Source organism: Streptomyces chisholmiae, from assembly GCF_031845445.1.
Classification (GTDB): domain Bacteria; phylum Actinomycetota; class Actinomycetes; order Streptomycetales; family Streptomycetaceae; genus Streptomyces; species Streptomyces chisholmiae.
Genome location: NZ_JAVREO010000007.1, coordinates 69,052 through 88,539, shown reverse-complemented (window position 1 = coordinate 88,539; position 19,488 = coordinate 69,052). Strand labels below are relative to the sequence as shown.

Below are 19,488 nucleotides of genomic sequence, written 5' to 3'. Positions count from 1 at the left end.
CCTCACCGGGCTCAGAGCTGGGCCTGCACCGCGCGGGCGTCCACGCCGAGGGCCTCGGTCAACACCCTGGCCCGGACGGCGCGTTGCTGGCCGATGACCCGGTCGACGGCCGCGGTGGAGCGACCGGCGCCGACCGCCTCCCGGCGCAGTTCCTCCAGCCGCCGGCCGGCCCTGGCCAGCCGGTTGTGGGCCTGCTTGATCACCCACTCGCTGAGCGCCTCGCGGGACTGGCCGGCCATGGTGTCGAGTTGGGCCGCCAGCTCCTCGATGGTGTCGGCCAGGTCGAGCGCCTCCTTGGCGTCCGGGTGGACCAGCTGGAGCACCTCCCGTTCCACGGTGGGCCGTTGGGCGGGGGTGTCCCACAGCACGTGGGTGAGCACCGACAGGTCGGCCTCGGCGACCGCCGGGCGGCCGTCGAGGTAGGCGGCGGCCTGGAGCAGGCCCACCGCCTGCCGCCAGCGGCGGTCGGAGGCGACGAGTTCCCGGCCCCGCAGCGCGGCCCGCAGCGTGCAGACCGCGTCGACGATGTCGTCGGGGACCTCGGTGGCCGGCACGGCCTCGGCCACCGCCCCCTGGAGCGCGGCCAGTTCGACGGTGGTCCTGGCGCGCGGGGTGGGGCGGCGGACGGCCGAGCGGACCAGCGCGGCGAAGTTGGCGGGATCGGCCAGGTAGCCGACCTCGATCCGCACCAGCAGCCGGTCGTAGATCGCGGCCGTGTCCTGGCCGTCGGGCAGTTCGTTACTGGCCGTGATGGCTCCGATCAGCGGGCAGCGGATGGGTTCACCGCCGCTCTCCGGGTGGTAGATCCGCTCGTTGAGGAAGCCGAGCGTCTCGTTGAGCGCGGCCGTCGAGCACTTGAAGATCTCGTCGATGAAGGCGATGTGCGCGGTGGTGGCGCGGCCCTCGTAGACCTGCCGGTACTCGCCACGGGCCAGCGCGGCGACGTCCACCGGGCCGAACATCCGGGTCGGGGCGGTGAACTTGCTCAGCAGGATCTCCCAGTAGGCGGCGCCGTCGATCCGGCTGGTCAACTCCCTGGCCAGCTCGGACTTGGCGGTGCCCGGGGGGCCGAGCAGCAGCGAGTGCTGGCCGGCCAGCAGCGCCACCAGCAGGGTGCGCACCACGTCGTCCCGCTCGTAGAAGCGGTCCGACAGCTCCTCACTGATCGCCCGCAGCCGGCGCCCGGTGTCCGCCGCGTCGGGCGGGGCGTCCGCCCACGCGTCGTCGGTGCCGGCCCGCTCGTCCTGTGTGCCCATTGACCCTTCCCTGCCCGTGCCGTCCGGTCGCGCGCCGCGACGGAGGACGGCGCCCCGCCGAAGAACACCAAACTAGCCACGGCGCTCCAGGGCGGGTCCCGATCCGGTCAGCTTCTCCCAACCGGTGCGGCGGCCGGCCGGCGGGGGTCGGTCAACGGGCGTCGGTCAACGGGCAGGCGGTCAGGCGGCCGGCGGTCAACGGGGTCAGCCGGCGTGGGGGTCAACGGGGGGCAGCCGCGTGGGGGTCAGTGGGCTGGCGCGGCTCCCGGGTCCGGTCCGGTCACGGCGTCCGCCGGGGTGACCCGGCCGCCGTGGACCCCAAGCACCCGGTCGACCGCCCGCAGGGTGCTGGCCCGGTGCGTCACCACCAGCGTGACGCGGTCGGCGGACCGCGCCCGCAGCACCGCGGTGAGCGCGGCCTCCGCGTGCGCGTCCAGGTGCGCCAGCGTCTCGTCCAGGATCAGCACCCTCGGCTCGGGCAGCAGCGCCCTGGCCAGGCCGACCCGGGCCCGCTGGCCGCCGGACAGCCCGGCTCCGCGCTCCCCCACCGGGGTGTCGAGGCCGCGCGGCAGCCCGGCGGCCGGGTCCAGCAGCCCGGCGGCGGCCGCCGCCGCCCGCAGCCGCTCGGCCGACGCCTCGGGCGCGGCCAGCGCGATGTTCTCGCCGACGGTGCCGGTCAGCAGGTCGACCTGTTGCGGCACGGCGGTGACCCGGGCGCGTAGCTCGGCGTCGGCCAGCTCGCGCAGGTCGACCCCGCCCAGCGTGACGCGCCCCTGGTCCGGGTCCCACAGCCGCAGCGCGAGGCTGACCAGGGTGGACTTGCCGCCGCCCGACGGGCCGGTGAGCGCGACCGTCTCGCCCGGCCGCACGGTCAGCGCGACGTCGGTCAACACCGCCGGCCCGTCCGGCAGGTAGCGGAAGCCGACCCGCTCGAAGACCAGCGGGCCGTCGGCCGGCGCCGCCGGGGCGGCCGGCGGGACGGTGGCCGGCGGCGCGGCCAGCACCGCGTCGATCCGCCCGGCCGAGGCCAGCAGGCTGCCCAGGTTCCGTAGCAGGTTGGAGAGTTGGCCGATCGGGCCGAGCGCGACGGTGGCCAGGGTGAACGTCACCGGGGCCAGCGTCGGGTCGCCGGCCATACCGGTCGCGGCGATGCCGAGCGCGGCGGCGCCGGCGACGGCGACCGCCAGGTCGGCGACGGCCGTCTCCAGGCCGCCGACCGCGGCGACCCGGCGCTGCGCCCGGCTCAACGCACGGGTGCCGTCGGCCAGTTGCGCACGGTGCCGGCCCAGGGCGCCGGCCTCCGTCAACTCCCGCAGGCCGGCCACCGTCTCCACGACCTGGGCGTGCAACCCGGCGTTGGCGGCGGCGAGTTCGGCGCCCCGGCGGGCCGCCATCCGCCCGGTGCACCAGGGCAGCGCCACGATCACCAGCAGCGCCGGTCCCCAGGCCAGCAGCAGCCAGGGGGTGAGGAGGAGCGAGAACCCGGTGGTGACCGCCAGCAGCACGCCGCTGACCAGCGCCTGGGCGGCGGTGTGGGCGTAGAGCCACTCCAGGGTCTCGACGTCCCCGAGCGCGACCGCGCCCAGGTCGCCGCTGTGCCGCTGGCGCCGGCGGGCCGGCAGCGAGCGGCGCAGCGCGCCGAAGACCCGGCCGCGCAGGTCGGCCAGCACCCGGTAGGCCAGGTCGTGCGCGACATACGCCTCCCGCCAGCTGGTCAGGGCGCACAGCGCCGCGGTGAGCAGCAGCGCGGCGGCGAGCGGGACGACGGCGGCCCGGTCGCCGCGCAGCGTCGAGGTCAGCAGCCAGGCGCCGAGCAGGCCGAGGGCCAGCACCCCCAGCTGGGTCAGCAGGCCGGCGCCCAGGGTCCACCAGAACGCGCCCCGGTGCCGGGTGACCAGCGGCAACAGCCGCCACAGCGGGGCCAGTGCGGCCCGGACGGCGGTCACCCGGCCGGCTCCGACGCGGCCCGGGTCTCCGGCGCGGCGCCGCGCTGCCGGTGGACCAGCGCGCGGTAGGCGCCGCCGGGCCGGCCCATCAGCTCGGCGTGGTCGCCGCACTCCACCACCCGGCCCCGGTCCACCACGGCGATCAGGTCGGCGTGCCGCACGGCGGACAGCCGGTGGGCGACGACGATCCGGGTCCGGCCGGCCAGCTCGGGCGCGCTGGCGAGCGCCTCGGTGACGGCGTTCTCGGTCTCGGCGTCCAGCTGCGAGGTCGCCTCGTCCAGCACCAGGACGGGCGCGGTGGACAGGAACGCGCGGGCCAGCGCGAGGCGTTGCCGCTGGCCGCCGGAGAGGGTGCCGCCGCGCTCGCCGAGCACGGTGGCGTAGCCGGCCGGCAGCGCGCTGACGAAACCGTGCGCGCCGGCGAGTTCGGCGGCCCGGCGCAGCTGGGTGTCGGTGGCCCCAGGCCGCGCCAGCCGGATGTTGTCGGCGACGCTGGCCTGGAAGAGGTAGGGGTCCTGGTGGACGACGGCGACCGTGGCCCGCAGCTCGGCCAGCGGGTAGTCGGGCAGCGGGTGCCCGGCGAGCGAGATCCGCCCGGCGTCCGGGTCGTGGTGCCGCGCCAGCAGCCGGGCCAGGGTGCTCTTGCCCGCGCCGGAGGCACCGACGACGCCGACCAGCGCGCCGGCCGGGCAGCGCAGGCTCGCCCCGGCCAGCGCCGGGTGGCCGGCGCCGTCCGGGTGCCGGAAGACCACCGCGTCGAAGCGGATCTCCGGCACCCCGGCGGGCACCGGCCGGGTGCCGTCGTCCGGCACGGTCGGGGTGGCGGCGAACAGCTCCTCGATCCCGTCGACCGCGGTCAGACCCTGGTAGCCGGCGTGCCAGGCGGCGGAGAGGTCGCTGAGCGGCCGGAAGCACTCCCGCCCGCAGAGCAGGAAGAGGAACGCGCCGCCGGCCGACAGGTCACCGTCGAGCGCGGCCCCGGCGACCACCAGCAGGGTGGCCGCCGTGCCGGCGTGCAGGGCGAGCGCGCTGATCCCGTGTTCGACCAGGGAGACGCGCAGCTGCGCCATGGTGGTGCGGTAGAGGTGCGCGCCGCGGGCGGCGAGCCGGGCGCCGACCCGCTCCCCAGCGCCGAGCACCCGCAGCGTCGGGACGGCCCAGGTGGCCTCCAGGTAGTCGGCGCCCAACCGGCCCCAGCCGGCCCAGCGTTCCCGCCCCCGCCGCAGCAGCGTCGCGTCCCAGCAGCGGGGCAGCAGCACGGCGACGGCCAGCGCGCCGCCGAGCACCAGCGCGGCCGGCGCGTACACCGTCGCCAGCCAGCCGACGACGGCCGCCGGCACCACCGCCACCACCAGCAGTTGGGGCAGGTAACGGGTGTAGTAGGCGTCCAGCCCCTCCACGCCGGTCACCAGGGTGTGCTGGACCTGCCCGGCCCGGGCGCCGGCCGCGTGGGCCGGTCCCAACTCGCCGAGCCTGGCGACCAGTCGGTCCCGCAGCCGGGCCCGGATCTCCGTGCCGCACCAGGCGCGCAGCGGGGCGTCCACCCGCAGCAGCGCGGCCCGCGCCAGCATGCCGCCGGCGGCCCAGGCCAGCGCGGTGCCGGCCGCCGTGGCGCCGCCGCCCCCGGGGAAGAGCTCCGCCAACGCCCGGGCCAGGGCGACCGCCTGGACCAGGGAGGCGGCGCTGACCAGCAGGCCGAGCAGGGCGCACAGCGCCACGGGGCGGACGGCGGCCCCGGCCAGGACGAGGAGGCGGCGGTGCAGCATCGCGGGTCAGGACGCCTCGGGGTGCAGGCCGTCGGCGATGGCCGTGACCGCGCGGACGTTGCCGATGGTGCCGGGGAAGAGGTCCGCGCTGGAGACGGCGACCAGCCGGTCGTCCCGGACGGCGGCCAGGTCGGGGAAGGTGCGCGTCAGGTAGTCGCGAGTGGCCTGTTCGTGCGCCTCGTCGTGCACGCCGAAGACGAGCACCGCCGGGTCGCGGTTGGCCAGTTCCTCCGGGTTGATCTCGGCGGCGAAGAAGTCGGCGAAGGCCGCGTCCTCGGGGCCGAAGACGTTCGCGCCGCCGGCCCGGCGGACGATGTCGTACTCGACGCCGGCGCCGACGGCGGAGAGTCGTTCGCCCTCCACGTAGACCTGTGCCACGCTGACCGGCGACCGGTCGGCGACGCGCGCGTCGACCTCGTCCAGCGCGGCCCGCTGGGTGGCGGCGACCTCGGTCGCCGCGTCCTCGACGTCGAGGATCCGGCCGAGCGTCTCCAGGTCGGTGAAGAGGTCGTCCACGGTGGCGGTCATCCGCCGCTCGGCGCAGCCGCCGGTGGCGATGTAGGCGGCAGCGCCGGCCTGTTCGAGCTGGTCGAGCCCGGCGAAGCCGGCCTCGGCTGAGAACTCGTAGGCGGTGGGCGCGGTGACCAGGTCGGGGGCGGCCTCCAGCAGCACCTCGCGGTTGGGCGGGGCGTCCTCGCTGAGCACCGGGATGTCCGCGGCTTGGTCCCGCAGGTCGTCGGGCAGCGGCGCGGTCGCGGTCTGCGCCTGGCCGACCAGCCGGTCGCCGATGCCGAGGCGCAGCAGCAGCTCGGTCTGGGCGGGGCTGAGCCCGACCACGGCCCGCGGGGTGGCGTCGAGGGTGACCTCCCGGCCGCAGTTGGTGAAGGTGGTGCCGGCCTGTTCGGTGGTTCCCTCGGCGGCCGGGTCGTCGGCCGGGTCGGCTGGGTCGCTCACCCCCGAGCCGCAGGCGCTGAGCGTGAGCAGCGCGGTGGCGGTGGCGGCGAGCGCGGCGCGGGGCAGCCGGAGACGGGGACGGGGACGGGACGGTGTCATGGTTGGTGCTCCTGAGGCGGATGGGTGTCGGAGGCGCCGGGGAGAACCGGGCCGTCCGGGGTTTTCGGGCTGCCCGGGGTGTCCTGGGTGGCGCCCGAGAACGCGATCAGGGGACGGCCGTTGGCCGGGTGGCGCAGCCGGTGCGCCCGGACGCCGAAGACGTCGTGGATCACCTCGGGGGTGAGCACCTCGTCGGGCGGCCCGAACGCGGTGATCCGGCCGTCGCGCAGCACGGCGACCAGGTCGCAGTGGGCGGCGGCCAGGTTCAGGTCGTGCAGGGCGGCGATGGTGGTGATGCCCAGGCCGCCGATCAGCCGCATCAGTTCGAGCTGGAAGGCGATGTCCAGGTGGTTGGTCGGCTCGTCCAGCACCAGGACCCGGCTCTGCTGGGTGAGGGCGCGGGCCAGCAGCACCCGCTGCCGTTCACCGCCGGAGAGCGCGGCGAACGGCCGGTCGACGAGCCCGTCCGCCCCGACCTGGTCCAGCGCCCGGCCGACCAGGGCGAGGTCGCGGGCCGAGTCGCCGCCGAAGCCGCCGTGGTGGGGCAGCCGGCCCAGCAGCACCACGTCGAGCACGTCCAGGTCGAAGTCGGCGTTGGTCTCCTGGGTCATCACCGCGACCCGCCGGGCCACCTCGCGCGGCGGCAGCCGCCACGCGTCGTCGCCGGCCAGCCGGACGGTGCCGGCGCTCGGCCGCAGCACTCGGTAGAGGGTGCGCAACAGGGTCGACTTGCCGCTGCCGTTGGGGCCGACCAGCCCCAGGAACCGGCCGGTCGGCACCCGGAGGGTGGCCTCGTGGACGACGGTCCGGCCGCCGACGGCGACGGAGACCCGCTCGAAGTCGACGTTCACCGCGGCATCCCCGCCCGGCCGGCGCGGCCGCGCCGCAGCAGCCACAGGAAGCACGGGGCGCCCACCACGGCGGTGACGATGCCCAGCGGGATCTCGGTGGGGGTGGCGACGGTGCGGGCCAGCAGGTCGGCGACCATCAGGAAGAGCGCGCCGGCCAGCACGGTGACCGGCAGCATCCGGCGGTGGTCGGCGCCGGCCAGGATGCGCGCGGTGTGCGGGACCACCAGCCCGACGAAGCCGATGCCGCCGCTGACCGCCACCACGGAGCCGGTCAACAGCGAGGCCGCGACGATCAGTTGGCCGCGCAGCCGGTGCACCCGCAGGCCCAGCGCGGTGGCGCTCTCGTCGCCGGCCAGCAGCGCGTTCAACGCCCGGGCGCGGCCCAGCGCGAAGCCGCCAACCAGCAGCAACGCCACGGCTGGCACGGCCAGTTGCTCCATCGAGGCGGCCGAGACGCTGCCCAGCAGGAAGAACAGGACGCTGAAGACGTTCTGCGCCTCGGTGGTGAGGGTGAGGTAGCTGGTGAGCGCGGAGAGCAGCGAGCCCAGCGCCACGCCGGTGAGGATCATCCGGGTCGGCGCGAGCATCCCGTGCTGCCGGGAGAGCAGCGCGACTGCGGCGGTGGCGGCGAGCGCGCCGAGGAACGCGGCGCCACTGAGCGTCAGCCCGGCGACCGCCGCCGAGCCGAGGGTGATCACGGCGACGGCGCCGAGCCCGGCGCCGGCCGAGACGCCGAGCACATAGGGCTCGGCGAGCGGGTTGCGGACCGCCGCCTGCATCAGCGCGCCGGCCAGGGCGAGGCCGGCGCCGGCCAGCCCGGCGAGCAGGGTGCGCGGCAGCCGGAACTGCCAGACGGCCTGGTCCTGGAGCCGGGTCAGCGAGCCGTCGCGCATCCAGGGGGCGTCGGGCAAGAGGTGACCGAGGATGATCCGGCCGGCGTCGGGCACCGACACCTCGACCGGGCCGGTCGCGCCTGAGACCACGATGACGGCCAGGATGCCGACACCGAGGCCGAGTTGGGCGATCAGCGGCACCCGGCTGGAGCGGCGGACCCCTCGGGCGGGGGTGGACACGGGCATGGCCTCCTTCGGCGGCCTGGACATGACCCTGCCGACTCAACAACGGGAAAACGGTTTTCATGACCATATGCGCTCCGCGCAACGGACCGCAACGCGCGACCCGTCGACCGTGACCCCGGTCACGTACACCCCGGCGTCACCCGCGATCGACCCGCCTGACCCGCGAGGAGCGACCGCCGCCCACACCCAGCCACGCCAGGGCGCCCGGGAAAACGTCGTCCGCGGCGCCACTTCTGGGAGCGCTCCCAGAGATATGACCACGGTGCGGGGACCTGGAAACCACCCTCGACAGGTTGTGAGAAACCCTCAGCACCCACGGTGAGAGGCCACTTGCCGGTTGCATCGCCGTCACATTTCTCGCACAGAAGTCTGGCGCCGCCCTCCACTTGGCGCTAACTTCCCTTCAGCAAGTGGGAGCGCTTCCATCCGCCTGGCTGTCAGTCACGCATCGTTCGTCCCGGCTATTCGCCACCGGCCGTCGTGCACGGCACCGGACTCGGTCTTCACCGAAAGGACACTCCATGAGCCGCACCACCCCTCCACCCCGACGCAGACGCCGCGCGCTGCTGACCGCCGGGGTCATGACCGTCACCGCACTGGGCACCGGGACCATGCTCCAGGGCACCGCGTCCGCCGCCGACTTCGCCTGTGAGGTCGACTACTCGACCAACGACTGGGGCTCGGGCTTCACCGCCGACCTCACCATCACCAACACCGGCTCCACCGCGGCCAACGGCTGGGAGCTGACCTACTCCTACACCGGCAACCAGCGCCTGGCGCAGGGCTGGAACGGCGTGTGGTCGCAGTCCGGGCAGACCGTCACCGTCACCGACACCGGCTGGAACGGCACGGTCGCGGCCGGCGGCTCGGTGAGCGTCGGCGGCCAGTTCACCTACTCGGGCAGCAACGCGGCACCGACCGAGTTCACCGTCAACGGGGTCGTCTGCGGTGAGGACGGCGGCTCCGGTCCTGGCCCGGGCCCCGGCCCCGGCCCTGACCCGGAGCCCGGCGACCGGGTCAACAACCCGTACGAGGACGCCGGCGTCTACGTGAACCCGGACTGGTCGGCGAACGCCGCCGCCGAGCCGGGCGGCGAGGCCATCGCCGACCAGCCGACCGCGGTCTGGCTGGACCGCCGGGCCGCGATCGAGGGTGGCTCGGCCGGCAACAGCACCGGCCTGCGCGAGCACCTCGACAACGCGCTGGTCCAGGCCCAGGACCACGAGAACTTCGTGTTCCAGGTCGTGATCTACAACCTGCCCGGTCGCGACTGTGCCGCGCTCGCCTCCAACGGTGAGCTGGGGCCGGACGAACTCGACGTCTACCAGTCCGAGTTCATCGACCCGATCGCGGAGATCCTCGGCGACCCGGCCTACGCCGACCTGCGGATCGTCACCGTCATCGAGATCGACTCGCTGCCGAACCTGGTCACCAACGTCAGCCCCCGGGCCACCGCCACGCCCGAGTGCGACGAGATGCTGGCCAACGGCAACTACGTCAACGGTGTCTCCTACGCGATCGACACGCTGGGCGACATCCCGAACGTCTACAACTACATCGACGCCGGCCACTACGGCTGGATCGGTTGGGACGACAACTTCGGCGCCTCGGCCGAGCTGTTCGCCGAGACCGCCAACACCGGCGGCGCCAGCGTGGACGACGTGCACGGCTTCATCGTGAACACGGCCAACTACGGCCCGGCGGTCGAGCCGCACTACGACATCAACGACTCGGTGGGCGGCACCTCGGTGCGGCAGAGCGAGTGGGTCGACTGGAACCGCTACGTGGACAACCAGTCCTTCGCCCAGGCGTTCCGCACCGAGCTGGTGTCCCAGGGCTTCAACTCGGACATCGGCATGCTGATCGACACCTCCCGTAGCGGCTGGGGCGGCCCCGACCGTCCCACCGGCCCCGGCCCGCTGACCGACGTGAACGCCTATGTCGAGGGCAGCCGCGTCGACCAGCGCTTCCAGACCGGCAACTGGTGCAACCAGGCCGGTGCCGGTCTCGGTGAGCGGCCCGAGGTCGCGCCCGCCCCGGGGATCGACGCCTACGTGTGGGTGAAGCCCCCGGGTGAGTCGGACGGCTCCAGCGAGGAGATCCCGAACAACGAGGGCAAGGGCTTCGACCGGATGTGCGACCCCACCTACGAGGGGAACCCGCGCAACAACCACAACATGTCCGGCGCGCTGCCCGACGCTCCGATCTCCGGGCACTGGTTCTCCGCCCAGTTCCAGGAGCTGCTGGCCAACGCCTACCCTCCGCTGTGATCGAACGGCGGACCACCCCGCGGTGACTCCCTGACCGGATCACCACTCCCCGCACCGGGCCCCGGCGGCAGTGCCGCCGGGGCCCGGCCCTGCTCAGCGGGAGATCACCACTTGTAGTCGAGGAACTTGCCGTCGAAGGTGATGACGACGCGGTCGCCGTCCGGGTCGGGGCGGCGGGAGATGTCGACCTGGAAGTTGATCGCGCTCATGATCCCGTCGCCGAACTCCTCGTGGATCAGCGCCTTCAGCGCCGGACCGTAGACGGACAGCGCCTCGGAGAAGCGGTAGATCGTCGGATCGGCCATGGTGGCCGGGTCGCTGCCCCGGGACGGCTGGAGCTGGAGGCTTTCGGCCACCTCCTCGCCCAGGCCGAGGAGTTGACAGGCCCGATCGGCCTGCTCGGCGCTCATCGGGTGCTGGCCGAGCAGCGCCGCGGTGGTCCACACGACCGGCGTGCCGAGCTGCTCGGCGATCCCGGCCCAGGTCAGGCCGCGCCGGATGCGCGCCGAGACGACCAGTTCGGCGGCGGTGGACTTGCTCATGATCGGGGTCATGTCGAACTCCTTGCTTGGTACGAGCGTCAACAGCCTGTCCCGCGCACGCGGCGGGGGGCCAGCTCGGGGCATTCCTGACATGAGTGTTTAACGGGAACTCAACGTGGGACGGGTCGCGCCGTCCGTGCGGAAACGCGTGGGAAACACTGTTCGCCGAGGCGACGTTCGAGCGAGGCGACCGGTGTGATCTGATGCTTCCCTCGCCGTCACGGCGCGGAAATGTCCGGAGCCCAATCTCGTCCGGACGGTCTTGATCAGGCCATAACGATCGATGCATGCCACCGCGTGCGTTCTGCCCCTCCGTGAAAGATGCGCACGAGATGTCCTATCTGAGTCCGCCGGAGTTCGCCGGCAAGATGATCGACGCCGGCGAGTCGAAGGTCTTCATGTCCACCCGCGACACCCTGATCCGCGCCACCATGGCGGGCGCGATCCTGGGGCTCGCCGCCGCGTTCGCGGTCACCATCACCGTCGAGACCGGTCAGCCGCTGCTCGGGGCGCTGCTGTTCCCGGTCGGCTTCTGCATGCTGTACCTGCTCGGCTTCGACCTGCTCACCGGCGTCTTCACGCTGACCCCGCTGGCCTGGCTCGACAAGCGGCCGGGTGTCACGCCCCGGGCGATCCTGCGCAACTGGGGCCTGGTCTTCGTCGGCAACTTCGCCGGCGCGATCCTGGTCGCGGTGATGATGGCGGTGATCCTCACCTACGGCTTCTCGGTCGACCCGAACGAGGTCGGCCAGCGGCTCGGCGACATCGGGGAGGGCCGCACGGTCGGGTACGCGGACCACGGCGCGGCTGGCATGCTGACCCTGTTCATCCGCGGGGTGCTGTGCAACTGGATGGTCTCCACCGGCGTGGTCGCCGCGATGATGTCGACCTCGGTCTCCGGCAAGGTCATCGCCATGTGGATGCCGATCCTGCTCTTCTTCTACATGGGGTTCGAGCACTCGATCGTCAACATGTTCCTCTTCCCCTCCGGCCTGATGCTCGGCGGCGACTTCTCGGTCATGGACTACCTGGTGTGGAACGAGATCCCCACCGTCGTAGGCAATCTGGTGGGCGGCCTGACGTTCGTCGGGTTCACGTTGTACGCGACCCACGCCCGTACCGGCGCGGCCCGGCCGCGGCCCGCCGCGAAGCCGGCGGAGCCCGCCGAGGCCGCGGAGCCCGTGGAGCCGTCGGCCGCGGAGCAGACGAAGGTCGGCTGACCCCGGCTCGTCCAGCGCACCGCGAAGCGCCCGCCTTCCGAGGCGGGCGCTTCGTCGTGTTCGCTGGTCAGCCGGCCGGGGGGGCCGGACCCGGCGGCGGGCGCGGGGCCAGGTCGGCCTACCATGCGAGGGACGCCACCGAGCCGCCCGTGGCGCACCCGCGAACCGCCGGCACCGCCGGCCATGAAGGACCCCCGTGCACCACCGCTCCACCCTGCGCACTTCCGGCATCGCCAGCCTGCTGCTGGTCACGCTCTGCTGCTTCTCCGGATTCGCCCTGCTGCTGCCCGTCACGCCCGCCTGGGCGCGGCACGGCGGGGCGGACGAGTTCGGCTCCGGGCTGGTCACCGCCGTGCTGATGCTGACCACCGTGCTCGCCCAGCTGGCGCTGAACGCCGTGTTGCACCGGCTCGGCTGGGCCCGGACGCTCGCCCTGGGCGCCCTGCTCCTCGGCCTGCCCGCCCTGGTCCAGGCGCTGGGCGACGAGCTGTGGCTGATCCTGCTGACCACGGCGGTGCGCGGGGCGGGGTTCGGCGTGATCACCGTCTGCGGTTCCATCGCGGCGGCGGCGCTGGCGCCGCCCGGCCGGCGGGGCGCGGTGATAGGGCTCTACGGGCTGGCCATCGCGGTGCCGCAGATCGTGCTCACCCCGGCCGCGCCCTGGCTGGTGGACAGCTTCGCGCTGCCGGCGATCATCGCCTGCGGCGCGGTGCCCGTCCTGGCCCTGGCCGGCGTGCTGCCGCTGGGGCGCGCGGTCGAGGCCGCCGGGCTGGCGGGGGCCGGTGACGCGCCGCAGGCGCCGCGGCCGGCGGCCGGCTCGGCGGCGGCGACGCTGCGCCGCGTCCGGCGGCCGCTGCTGCTCCTGCTGCTGGTCACCACCAGCGGCGGGGCGGTACTGACCTTCACCCCGCAGTTCGTGTCCTCCTCGGCGCTGGCCGCCGGCGCGCTGCTGACCTTCACCGGGCCGGCGGCGGTGGCCCGGTGGGCGTTCGGCACGCTGGCTGACCGGCTCTCGCCGCGGCTGCTGGGCGCGGTGCTGCTGCCGGTCGCCGGCGCCGGCCTGCTGCTGGTGGCGTTCGCGCTGCGGTCGGACGCGATGTCCGCGCCCGCCCTGCTGGCCGGCATCCTCCTGCTCGGCACGGCCTACGGCGGGCTGCAGACGGTCACCCTGGTCCAGGCCCTGGACCTGGCGGGCGAGCGGAGCCGCACCACGGCGTCGGTCGCGTGGAACATCGGCTTCGACGCGGGCACCGGCCTGGGCTCGCTGCTGCTCGGGTTCAGCGCACAGGTCAGCTCGTTCGCGATGGGCTTCGCGGCCCTGGCCACGGTCACCCTCACCGCCTCGGCGGCCCTGCTGCGCCCGGGGGCCGGGCGCCGGGGGTGACCGGGGCCGGCCGGTGTCCGGCCAGGTCGGATACGCCCCACCTCGGTGGTGGTGGCGGGTGCCACCACCACCGAAATTCTTGGCCCGGCCCCGGTTCTCGCACCACCAGCGCGGGACCTGCCAGGGTGGCCACCGGCACTTCGAGGTGGCCCGCCCGGCCGGTGCACGGGCCGTTCGCCCGGGAAACCGGGCTGGCCTTCCGGCCGGGCGTGCCGGGTGACGGCTTCCGCGTCAGGCTTCGTGGAGCGCGTCGCGAAGAGCGTCGATGGCAAGGTGCCGGGCGACGTTGGCGGCCTTGGTGTCGCGGACGCTGTCCAGGAGCAGGAAGTCGTGGACCATGCCGGCGACCCGAACGGCCGTGACGTCCACTCCGGCGTCGCGCAGCTTGTTCGCGTACATCTCGCCCTCATCACGCAGGACGTCCGCCTCGTCCGTGATGATCAGGGTCTTGGGCATGGCCCTCAGCTGCTTGCTGTCCGCCTGGAGCGGCGAGGCGTGTACCTCGGTGCGCTGGGACGGTTCGGAGTACTGGTCCCAGAACCAGATCATGCCGTCGCGGGTGAGGTAGTAGCCTTCCGCGAACTGCTGGTAGGAGGGCGTGTCGAAGTCCGCGTTGGTGACCGGGTAGAGCAGTACCTGTGCCTTGAGGTCCAGGCCGCCACGTTCCTGGTTCATCAGCGCGAAGACGGTCGCCATGCACCCGCCGACCGACTCGCCGGTCACGGCGACGCGGCTGGTGTCCAGACCGTGCTCGGCGCCGTGCTCCGCCAGCCACCGGCCGACCGCGTAGTTCTGCTCGACCTGGGTCGGGTACTTCGCCTCGGGCGCGCGGTCGTAGACGGGGAACACTCCCGCCGCCCCGGCGCCGACGGCCAGTTCCCGGAAGAGTCGGTCGTGCGTCTTGTCGTCGCCGAACACCCAGCCGGCGCCGTGGATGTAGAAGACCACGGGCAGCGGCCCGGTGGCGCCCTTCGGTTTGATGATCCGGGTGCGGACCTGACCCCATTCGCCGGCGTCGACGGTCACCCACTCCTCGTCGACCTCGGGCCGCGGCACGTCCTTGCCGTTCTGGAGGTCGAGCAGGATCTCCCGCCCCTTCTCCGGCGGGACCTCGTAGATGCGGGGATGCGGGTCGGTCGCCTTCGCCAGTTCCCTGGCCGCGGGTTCGAGGTGGGGGGTGACGGGCGGGGGGATGACGGCGGTCATGCTGGCTCCTTACGAGCGGGTCAACGGGCTGCCTCGCGTGGCCCTCGCCCCCGAGTGGCCTCCATACGACTGAAAGCTCCCGCGCCCGACCCGGCAAGCCGACAGGGGGCGCTCCCGTCCTCCGCTCGCCCAACCGGGTGACCGAGGGCGGGCTCGCGGCTGCGCTGGTGTCGCGTTCTGGGTACCGCCTCCTCACCCCAGCAGGAGGGTGATCAGCAGCAGCGCGGGGACGGCGAGGAGGGTGGAGAGGAGCACCGCGTCGCGGGTGAGGGTGGTGGCGGTGGCGTAGCGCGCGGCGTAGGTGTAGAGGTTCTGGGCCGAGGGGAGCGCGGCCAGCACGGTGACCGTGAAGAGGGTGGCGCCGTCGAGCCCGAGGGCGTGGCCGATGAGGGCGGCCAGCAGGGGTTGGACGCCGGTCTTGAGGAGCACGGCGAGCAGCACCGGCCAGCGGTCGGGGCCGCGGGCCGGCACGCTCCGGCCGTGCAGGGAGATGCCGAAGGCGAGCAGCACGGCCGGTACCGACATGCCGCCGATCAGGGTGATGGGGTCCAGCACGGGGGCGGGGACGGTGACCCCGGCGGCGTTGACGGCCAGGCCGGCGAGGGAGCCGATGACGACCGGGTTGCGGAACGGGGTGGTGAGCCGGCGGAGCGGTCCCGGGCGCTGTTCGGCGGTGGTCAGGTCGAGCACGGTGAGCGCGACCGGGGTGATGACCAGCTGTTGGAGGAGCAGCACGGGGGCGACCAGCGAGGCGTCGTGCAGGACGTAGGCGGCGATGGGGATGCCCAGGTTGCCGGCGTTGACGTAGCTGGCGCAGAGGGCGCCCATGGTGGCGTAGCCGACGCCCCACCGGCGGACGCGGGCGGCGAGCAGGAAGAGCAGGGCGACGGCCAGCGAGCTGAGCGCGATGACCAGCAGCGGGGCGGAGAGCACGGTGGCGAGATCGGCGTCCGCCAGCACTGTGAAGAGCAGCGCGGGGGTGGCGACGGAGAAGGCGAGTCGGGTGAGGACCGGGGGGCCGGTCTCGCCGAGTACGTTGCGGCGGCCGGCCAGGTAGCCGACGGTGATGATCACGCCGATGGTCAGGAAGCCGGCGAGCACGTCGCCCACGCCGTTCTCCTCCCTCTCCCCCTCCGTCGGGGGCTCTCCGTCTGTCTCTCCCGGTGTGCGGTCAGCGCGGTGCGGCCGGCGGCGCGCCGGCCGGGGTCGCGCCGGCGGGGGTCCAGGGGCTGTGGTAGCGCTCGGCGAGCGCGGTGGTCTCGGCCTCGGTGAGGAGTCGGGGGGTCTGGGTGCCGAGCAGCAGCAGGAGGCGGCTGGTCTCCTCGACCTCGACGGCCGCGCCGACGGCGGTGGCCATGTCGGGGCCGCAGGTGAGGGAGCCGTGGTTCTGGAGCAGCGCGGCGCGGAACGGGAAGTCGAGGGCGGCCAGTTCGGTGGCCTGCGCGATGTCGCCCGGCGGGGCGTAGCTGATCAGCGGGGTCTGGCCGGCGCGCATCACGAAGTAGGGGGTGAGCGGGGGTATCGCGCTGCGCTCGGACCAGGCGGGCAGGCAGGAGCGGGCGGCGGCGTGCGCGCTGTGCAGGTGGACGACGGCGGTGACGGTGGGGTCCCGGTGGTAGAGCGCGAGGTGGAGCGGGAACTCCTTGGAGGGCGGCGGCCCCGCGAGCCGGGCGGCCTCGCGTGGGGTCGCGGGGCCGGCGGCCGCGTCGAGGACGGCGAGCCCGTCGGGTTCCAGGGCGTCCAGGGGCACCCCGGTGGGGGTGATGTGGACGTGGTCGCCCACCCGCACGCTCAGGTTGCCGGAGGCGCCGGGGCTCAGGCCCGCGGCGGTGAGGGCGCGGCCCGCGGCCACGAGGTCGGTGCGCGGGTCGGTCATGTTCGGGCTCCTTGGGGAGGGCGCCCCGGCGCGGGGGCCGGGGTGGGGCGGTACGGGGACAGGGGGACGGCGCGGGCCGGGCTCAGGGGTGGGCCCGGGCTCAGTCGAGCGCCTGCCAGCCGTCGGTGAAGATGTCGGTCGCCCCGAAGTTGCCGGACTTCAGTGCCAGGTTGAAGGGCAGCCCGTCGGCGGTGGTGGCCCGGGCCCAGCTGACGCCGGGGGCCAGCGCCGGGCCGATCTCCAGGCGGCGGACGTCCAGCGCCCGCACCACGCTGCCGGAGGTCTCGCCGCCGGCGACGATGAACTGGCGGGCGCCGGCGTCGGCGAGCCGGCGGGCGCAGTCGGCGAGCGCCGCCTCGACCAGCTCGCCGGCGGGGGTCTGGTCGGGGGCGGTCTCCCGCTGGATGTCGTCCTGGCTGCCGACGGCGTAGACGAGGAAGGGGGTGCGCGGGGCCGCGGCCCAGGCGGCGGTGACCTCGGCGACGATGGCGTCGACCTCGGCGTCCGGGTCGGCGCGCAGCGCGGCGAGGTCGAGCTTGCGGGCCGGCACGCCGGCGGCGCGGGCGTGCGCGATCTGGGCGCGGGTGGCCGTGGAGGCGCTGCCGGCGAGGATCACCCGGTGGCCGTCCTCGACAGGCATGGCCGCGTGCGCGGGCTCGCCGGTGGCTGGCAGGCCGAGCGCCAGCCCGGAGCCGCCGGTGACCAGCGGGTGGTGTGCGGTGGCGCGGGCGATGACGGCCAGGTCCGCGTTCTCGACGGCGTCCACGACGAGCAGCACGGGGGTGTCGGTCTCGGCGGCGATCCGGTCCAGCTCCGCGCCCAGCGCCGCGGCGCCGGCCCGCACCACGGGCAGCGGGACGACGGCGACCCCGTGGCTGGTCTGCGGGCCGAGGAGGCCGGGCAGATCGGAGCGGGTCATGGGGGTGAGCGGGTGGTGGCGCATGGAGCTGTCGGAGAGCAGCCGGTCGCCGACGAAGAGGTGGCCCTGGTAGACGGTGCGCCCGGCGTCGGGGAAGGCGGGGACGACGACCGCGCGGTCGGTGTCGAGGGCGGCCAGCAGGGCGTCGGTGACCGGGCCGATGTTGCCGGCCGGGGTGGAGTCGAAGGTCGAGCAGTACTTCTGGTAGTACCGGGTGCAGCCGAGGGCGCGCAGCGCGGCCAGCGCGTCGAGGGACTCGCGCACCGCCTCGCGCACCGGCGCGGTGCGGGACTTCAGGGCGATCACGACGGCGTCGGCGTCGGTGATCCCGGCCAGGTCCGCCGCGTCCGGGACGCCGAGCGTCACCACGGTGCGGAGCCCGCGGGCGACCCAGTTGCCGGCCAGATCGGTAGCACCGGTGAAATCATCGGCGATTCCGCCCCATGTGACCATGCGTCACCATTCCTCGTCACGAAGAGTCGTCTTCCATGGCGGTCTCGGTGAGCGGCGGGCGGCATGCCCCGACCCCAGCACCGTGAGCCTGTGAATTTATGTTACTACAGTTGACGCACATGTTAATCGACGTTACGTTCCTGGTCCGGGAGGCGAGATAGTCCGCTTCCCGAGTTGATCGAAAGGCACCCCATGACCTCCCTCACCAGCGGCGGGACCCCGCAGGGCCACACGGTCACGTACGCCCTCACCGGCGCGTGCGGGGGCTTCGCGCGCACGCTGCTGGCCCCCGCCCGCGGCGCGCGGGCCGTCCGCCCCACCGTCCTGTGCGACCGGGACGTCGAGGGGGTGCACGCGCTCGCCGCCGACCTCGGCTACCCCGCGGACCAGCTGGTCACCGCGGCCGACCCCGAGACGGTGCGGGCCACCGTCCAGGCCGGCCGGATCGCCGTCGTCGCCGACCTCGACCTGCTGGCCGGCGCGGAGTACGACATCCTCGTCGAGGCCACCGGCAACCCGGCCGCCGGCTACCGCGCCGCCCGCCAGGCGCTGCTGGACGGCCGGCACGTCGCCATGGTCAGCAAGGAGGTCGACTCCGTCGCCGGCGTCGAGCTGGCCCGGCTCGCCACCGAGCACGGCGTGGTCTACACCCCGGCCGAGGGCGACCAGCCGGCCAACCTGATCCGCTGGTACGAGCGGCTGGCCGCACTCGGCCTGGAGATCGTGGCGCTCGGCAAGTCCAGCGAGTACGACCTGGTCTACGACCCGGAGCAGGGCACCGTCACCCAGCTCGACACCACCCTGCCGGCGCCGGAACTGGCCGGGCTGCTGCGACTGGGCGAGGACCCGCGCGCCACCCTCGCCGCCCGGGCCGCCGCCGTCAGCGGACTGACCCGCTCGGCCGCCGCCGACCACTGCGAGATGGCCGTCGTCGCCTCCGCCACCGGCTTCACCGCCGACCGCCCCGAGCTGCACTACCCCGTGGCCCGGGTCGCCGAGCTGGCCGACGTCTACGCCCACCGCGAGCACGGCGGCATCCGCACCCGCGACCGGGTGCTGGACGTCTTCAGCGTGCTGCGCCTGCCCGACGAGGCCAGCTTCGCCGGCGGCGTCTTCGCCGTGGTGCGCACCCACGACCCGGCCACCTGGGAGCTGCTGCGCGCCAAGGGCCATGTGGTCAGCCGGGACGGCCGCTACGGCTGCCTCTACCTGCCCTACCACGCCATGGGCCTGGAGACCCCGGGCACCCTGGTGGACGCCGTCCGGCACGGTGTCGGCGCCTCACCCCGGCCGCCGCGCCAGCACGCGGTGCTGGCCGGCCGCGCCGAGACCGACCTGGCCGCCGGCACCGAGCTGACCCTCTACGGCCACCACCACCAGGTCGCCGGCGTGGCACCGGCGCTCTGCGACACCGACGCGGTACCGGCCGACGTCGCCCCCTTCTACCTGGCCGCCGGCACCCGACTGGCCCGGCACGTGCCGGCCGGGACGCTGCTGACCCTCGACGACCTCGAAGGCGCCGACCCCGCGCTGCTGGCCGCCTGGCAGGCCGGCCTGGCCGTCCCCCGCGGCTGACCCCGGCCACCCGACCCGGGTGACCACCGGGCGGCCCGGCCGCCCCTCCCGCTCCTCCCCCTTCCCAGTGGAACCGCGCAGTCGCGGTCCCG

The 19,488-nt window shown here is 74.5% G+C and carries 15 protein-coding genes; 4 read left to right on the top strand and 11 right to left on the bottom strand.

Going from position 1 to position 19,488, the window contains the following annotated elements:
• Positions 1-11 precede the first annotated feature (11 nt).
• From RM844_RS13495 to RM844_RS13470, 6 genes are all read right to left on the bottom strand, one after another.
• Positions 12-1,256 carry an AAA family ATPase gene (locus RM844_RS13495; RefSeq protein ID WP_311667361.1) on the bottom strand — a complete coding sequence of 415 codons (1,245 nt, stop codon included), beginning with the start codon at positions 1,254-1,256 and terminating at the stop codon, positions 12-14.
• Positions 1,257-1,501: 245 nt separating this feature from the next.
• Complete coding sequence (locus RM844_RS13490) at positions 1,502-3,202, bottom strand: amino acid ABC transporter ATP-binding/permease protein (protein ID WP_311667360.1); 1,701 nt, start codon at positions 3,200-3,202, stop codon at positions 1,502-1,504.
• Entirely contained in the window at positions 3,199-4,968 is a 1,770-nt protein-coding gene (locus RM844_RS13485) for an ABC transporter ATP-binding protein/permease (RefSeq protein WP_311667359.1), read from the bottom strand. The genes RM844_RS13490 and RM844_RS13485 overlap by 4 nt, the downstream gene beginning before the upstream one ends.
• Before the next feature lie 6 nt (positions 4,969-4,974).
• Positions 4,975-6,021, bottom strand: a complete 1,047-nt coding sequence (locus tag RM844_RS13480) for an ABC transporter substrate-binding protein (RefSeq protein WP_311667358.1) — start codon at positions 6,019-6,021, stop codon at positions 4,975-4,977.
• Positions 6,018-6,872 carry an ABC transporter ATP-binding protein gene (locus tag RM844_RS13475; RefSeq protein WP_311667357.1) on the bottom strand — a complete coding sequence of 285 codons (855 nt, stop codon included), beginning with the start codon at positions 6,870-6,872 and terminating at the stop codon, positions 6,018-6,020. Before RM844_RS13475 ends, RM844_RS13480 begins: the two co-directional genes overlap by 4 nt.
• Positions 6,869-7,951, bottom strand: coding sequence for a FecCD family ABC transporter permease (locus RM844_RS13470; RefSeq protein ID WP_394814498.1), 1,083 nt, complete (start codon positions 7,949-7,951; stop codon positions 6,869-6,871). Before RM844_RS13470 ends, RM844_RS13475 begins: the two co-directional genes overlap by 4 nt.
• A 521-nt stretch (positions 7,952-8,472) precedes the next feature.
• Between RM844_RS13470 and RM844_RS13465 the strand changes: the two genes are divergently transcribed.
• The gene (locus RM844_RS13465; RefSeq protein WP_311667355.1) at positions 8,473-10,221 is read left to right on the top strand and encodes a glycoside hydrolase family 6 protein; all 1,749 of its coding nucleotides are present in this window, start codon (positions 8,473-8,475) and stop codon (positions 10,219-10,221) included.
• Positions 10,222-10,325: 104 nt separating this feature from the next.
• Here RM844_RS13465 and cynS read toward each other — a convergent pair whose 3' ends face one another.
• Positions 10,326-10,775 (bottom strand): cyanase, encoded by a 450-nt coding sequence (gene cynS, locus RM844_RS13460; protein ID WP_311667354.1) that lies wholly within the window; start codon positions 10,773-10,775, stop codon positions 10,326-10,328.
• Positions 10,776-11,095: 320 nt separating this feature from the next.
• Here cynS and RM844_RS13455 point away from each other — a divergent pair, with 320 nt between their 5' ends.
• On the top strand, positions 11,096-11,983 hold the full coding sequence (locus tag RM844_RS13455) for a formate/nitrite transporter family protein (RefSeq protein ID WP_311667352.1): 888 nt from the start codon (positions 11,096-11,098) through the stop codon (positions 11,981-11,983).
• Positions 11,984-12,179: 196 nt separating this feature from the next.
• Positions 12,180-13,367: an MFS transporter gene (locus RM844_RS13450; protein WP_311667351.1), complete on the top strand. Its 1,188-nt coding sequence runs from the start codon at positions 12,180-12,182 to the stop codon at positions 13,365-13,367.
• A 231-nt stretch (positions 13,368-13,598) separates the two neighbouring features.
• Here the strand turns inward: RM844_RS13450 and RM844_RS13445 are convergent, their stop codons facing one another.
• The 4 genes from RM844_RS13445 to otnK form a co-directional block, all read right to left on the bottom strand.
• On the bottom strand, positions 13,599-14,573 hold the full coding sequence (locus RM844_RS13445) for an alpha/beta hydrolase (protein WP_311667350.1): 975 nt from the start codon (positions 14,571-14,573) through the stop codon (positions 13,599-13,601).
• Positions 14,574-14,765: 192 nt separating this feature from the next.
• Positions 14,766-15,683 carry an AEC family transporter gene (locus RM844_RS13440; protein WP_311667349.1) on the bottom strand — a complete coding sequence of 306 codons (918 nt, stop codon included), beginning with the start codon at positions 15,681-15,683 and terminating at the stop codon, positions 14,766-14,768.
• A gap of 61 nt (positions 15,684-15,744) precedes the next feature.
• On the bottom strand, positions 15,745-16,449 hold the full coding sequence (locus tag RM844_RS13435) for a class II aldolase/adducin family protein (protein WP_311667348.1): 705 nt from the start codon (positions 16,447-16,449) through the stop codon (positions 15,745-15,747).
• A gap of 100 nt (positions 16,450-16,549) precedes the next feature.
• Entirely contained in the window at positions 16,550-17,821 is a 1,272-nt protein-coding gene (otnK, locus tag RM844_RS13430; RefSeq protein WP_311667347.1) for a 3-oxo-tetronate kinase, read from the bottom strand.
• Between the two features lie 192 nt (positions 17,822-18,013).
• Here otnK and RM844_RS13425 point away from each other — a divergent pair, with 192 nt between their 5' ends.
• On the top strand, positions 18,014-19,396 hold the full coding sequence (locus RM844_RS13425; protein WP_311667346.1) for a homoserine dehydrogenase: 1,383 nt from the start codon (positions 18,014-18,016) through the stop codon (positions 19,394-19,396).
• Positions 19,397-19,488 lie beyond the last annotated feature (92 nt).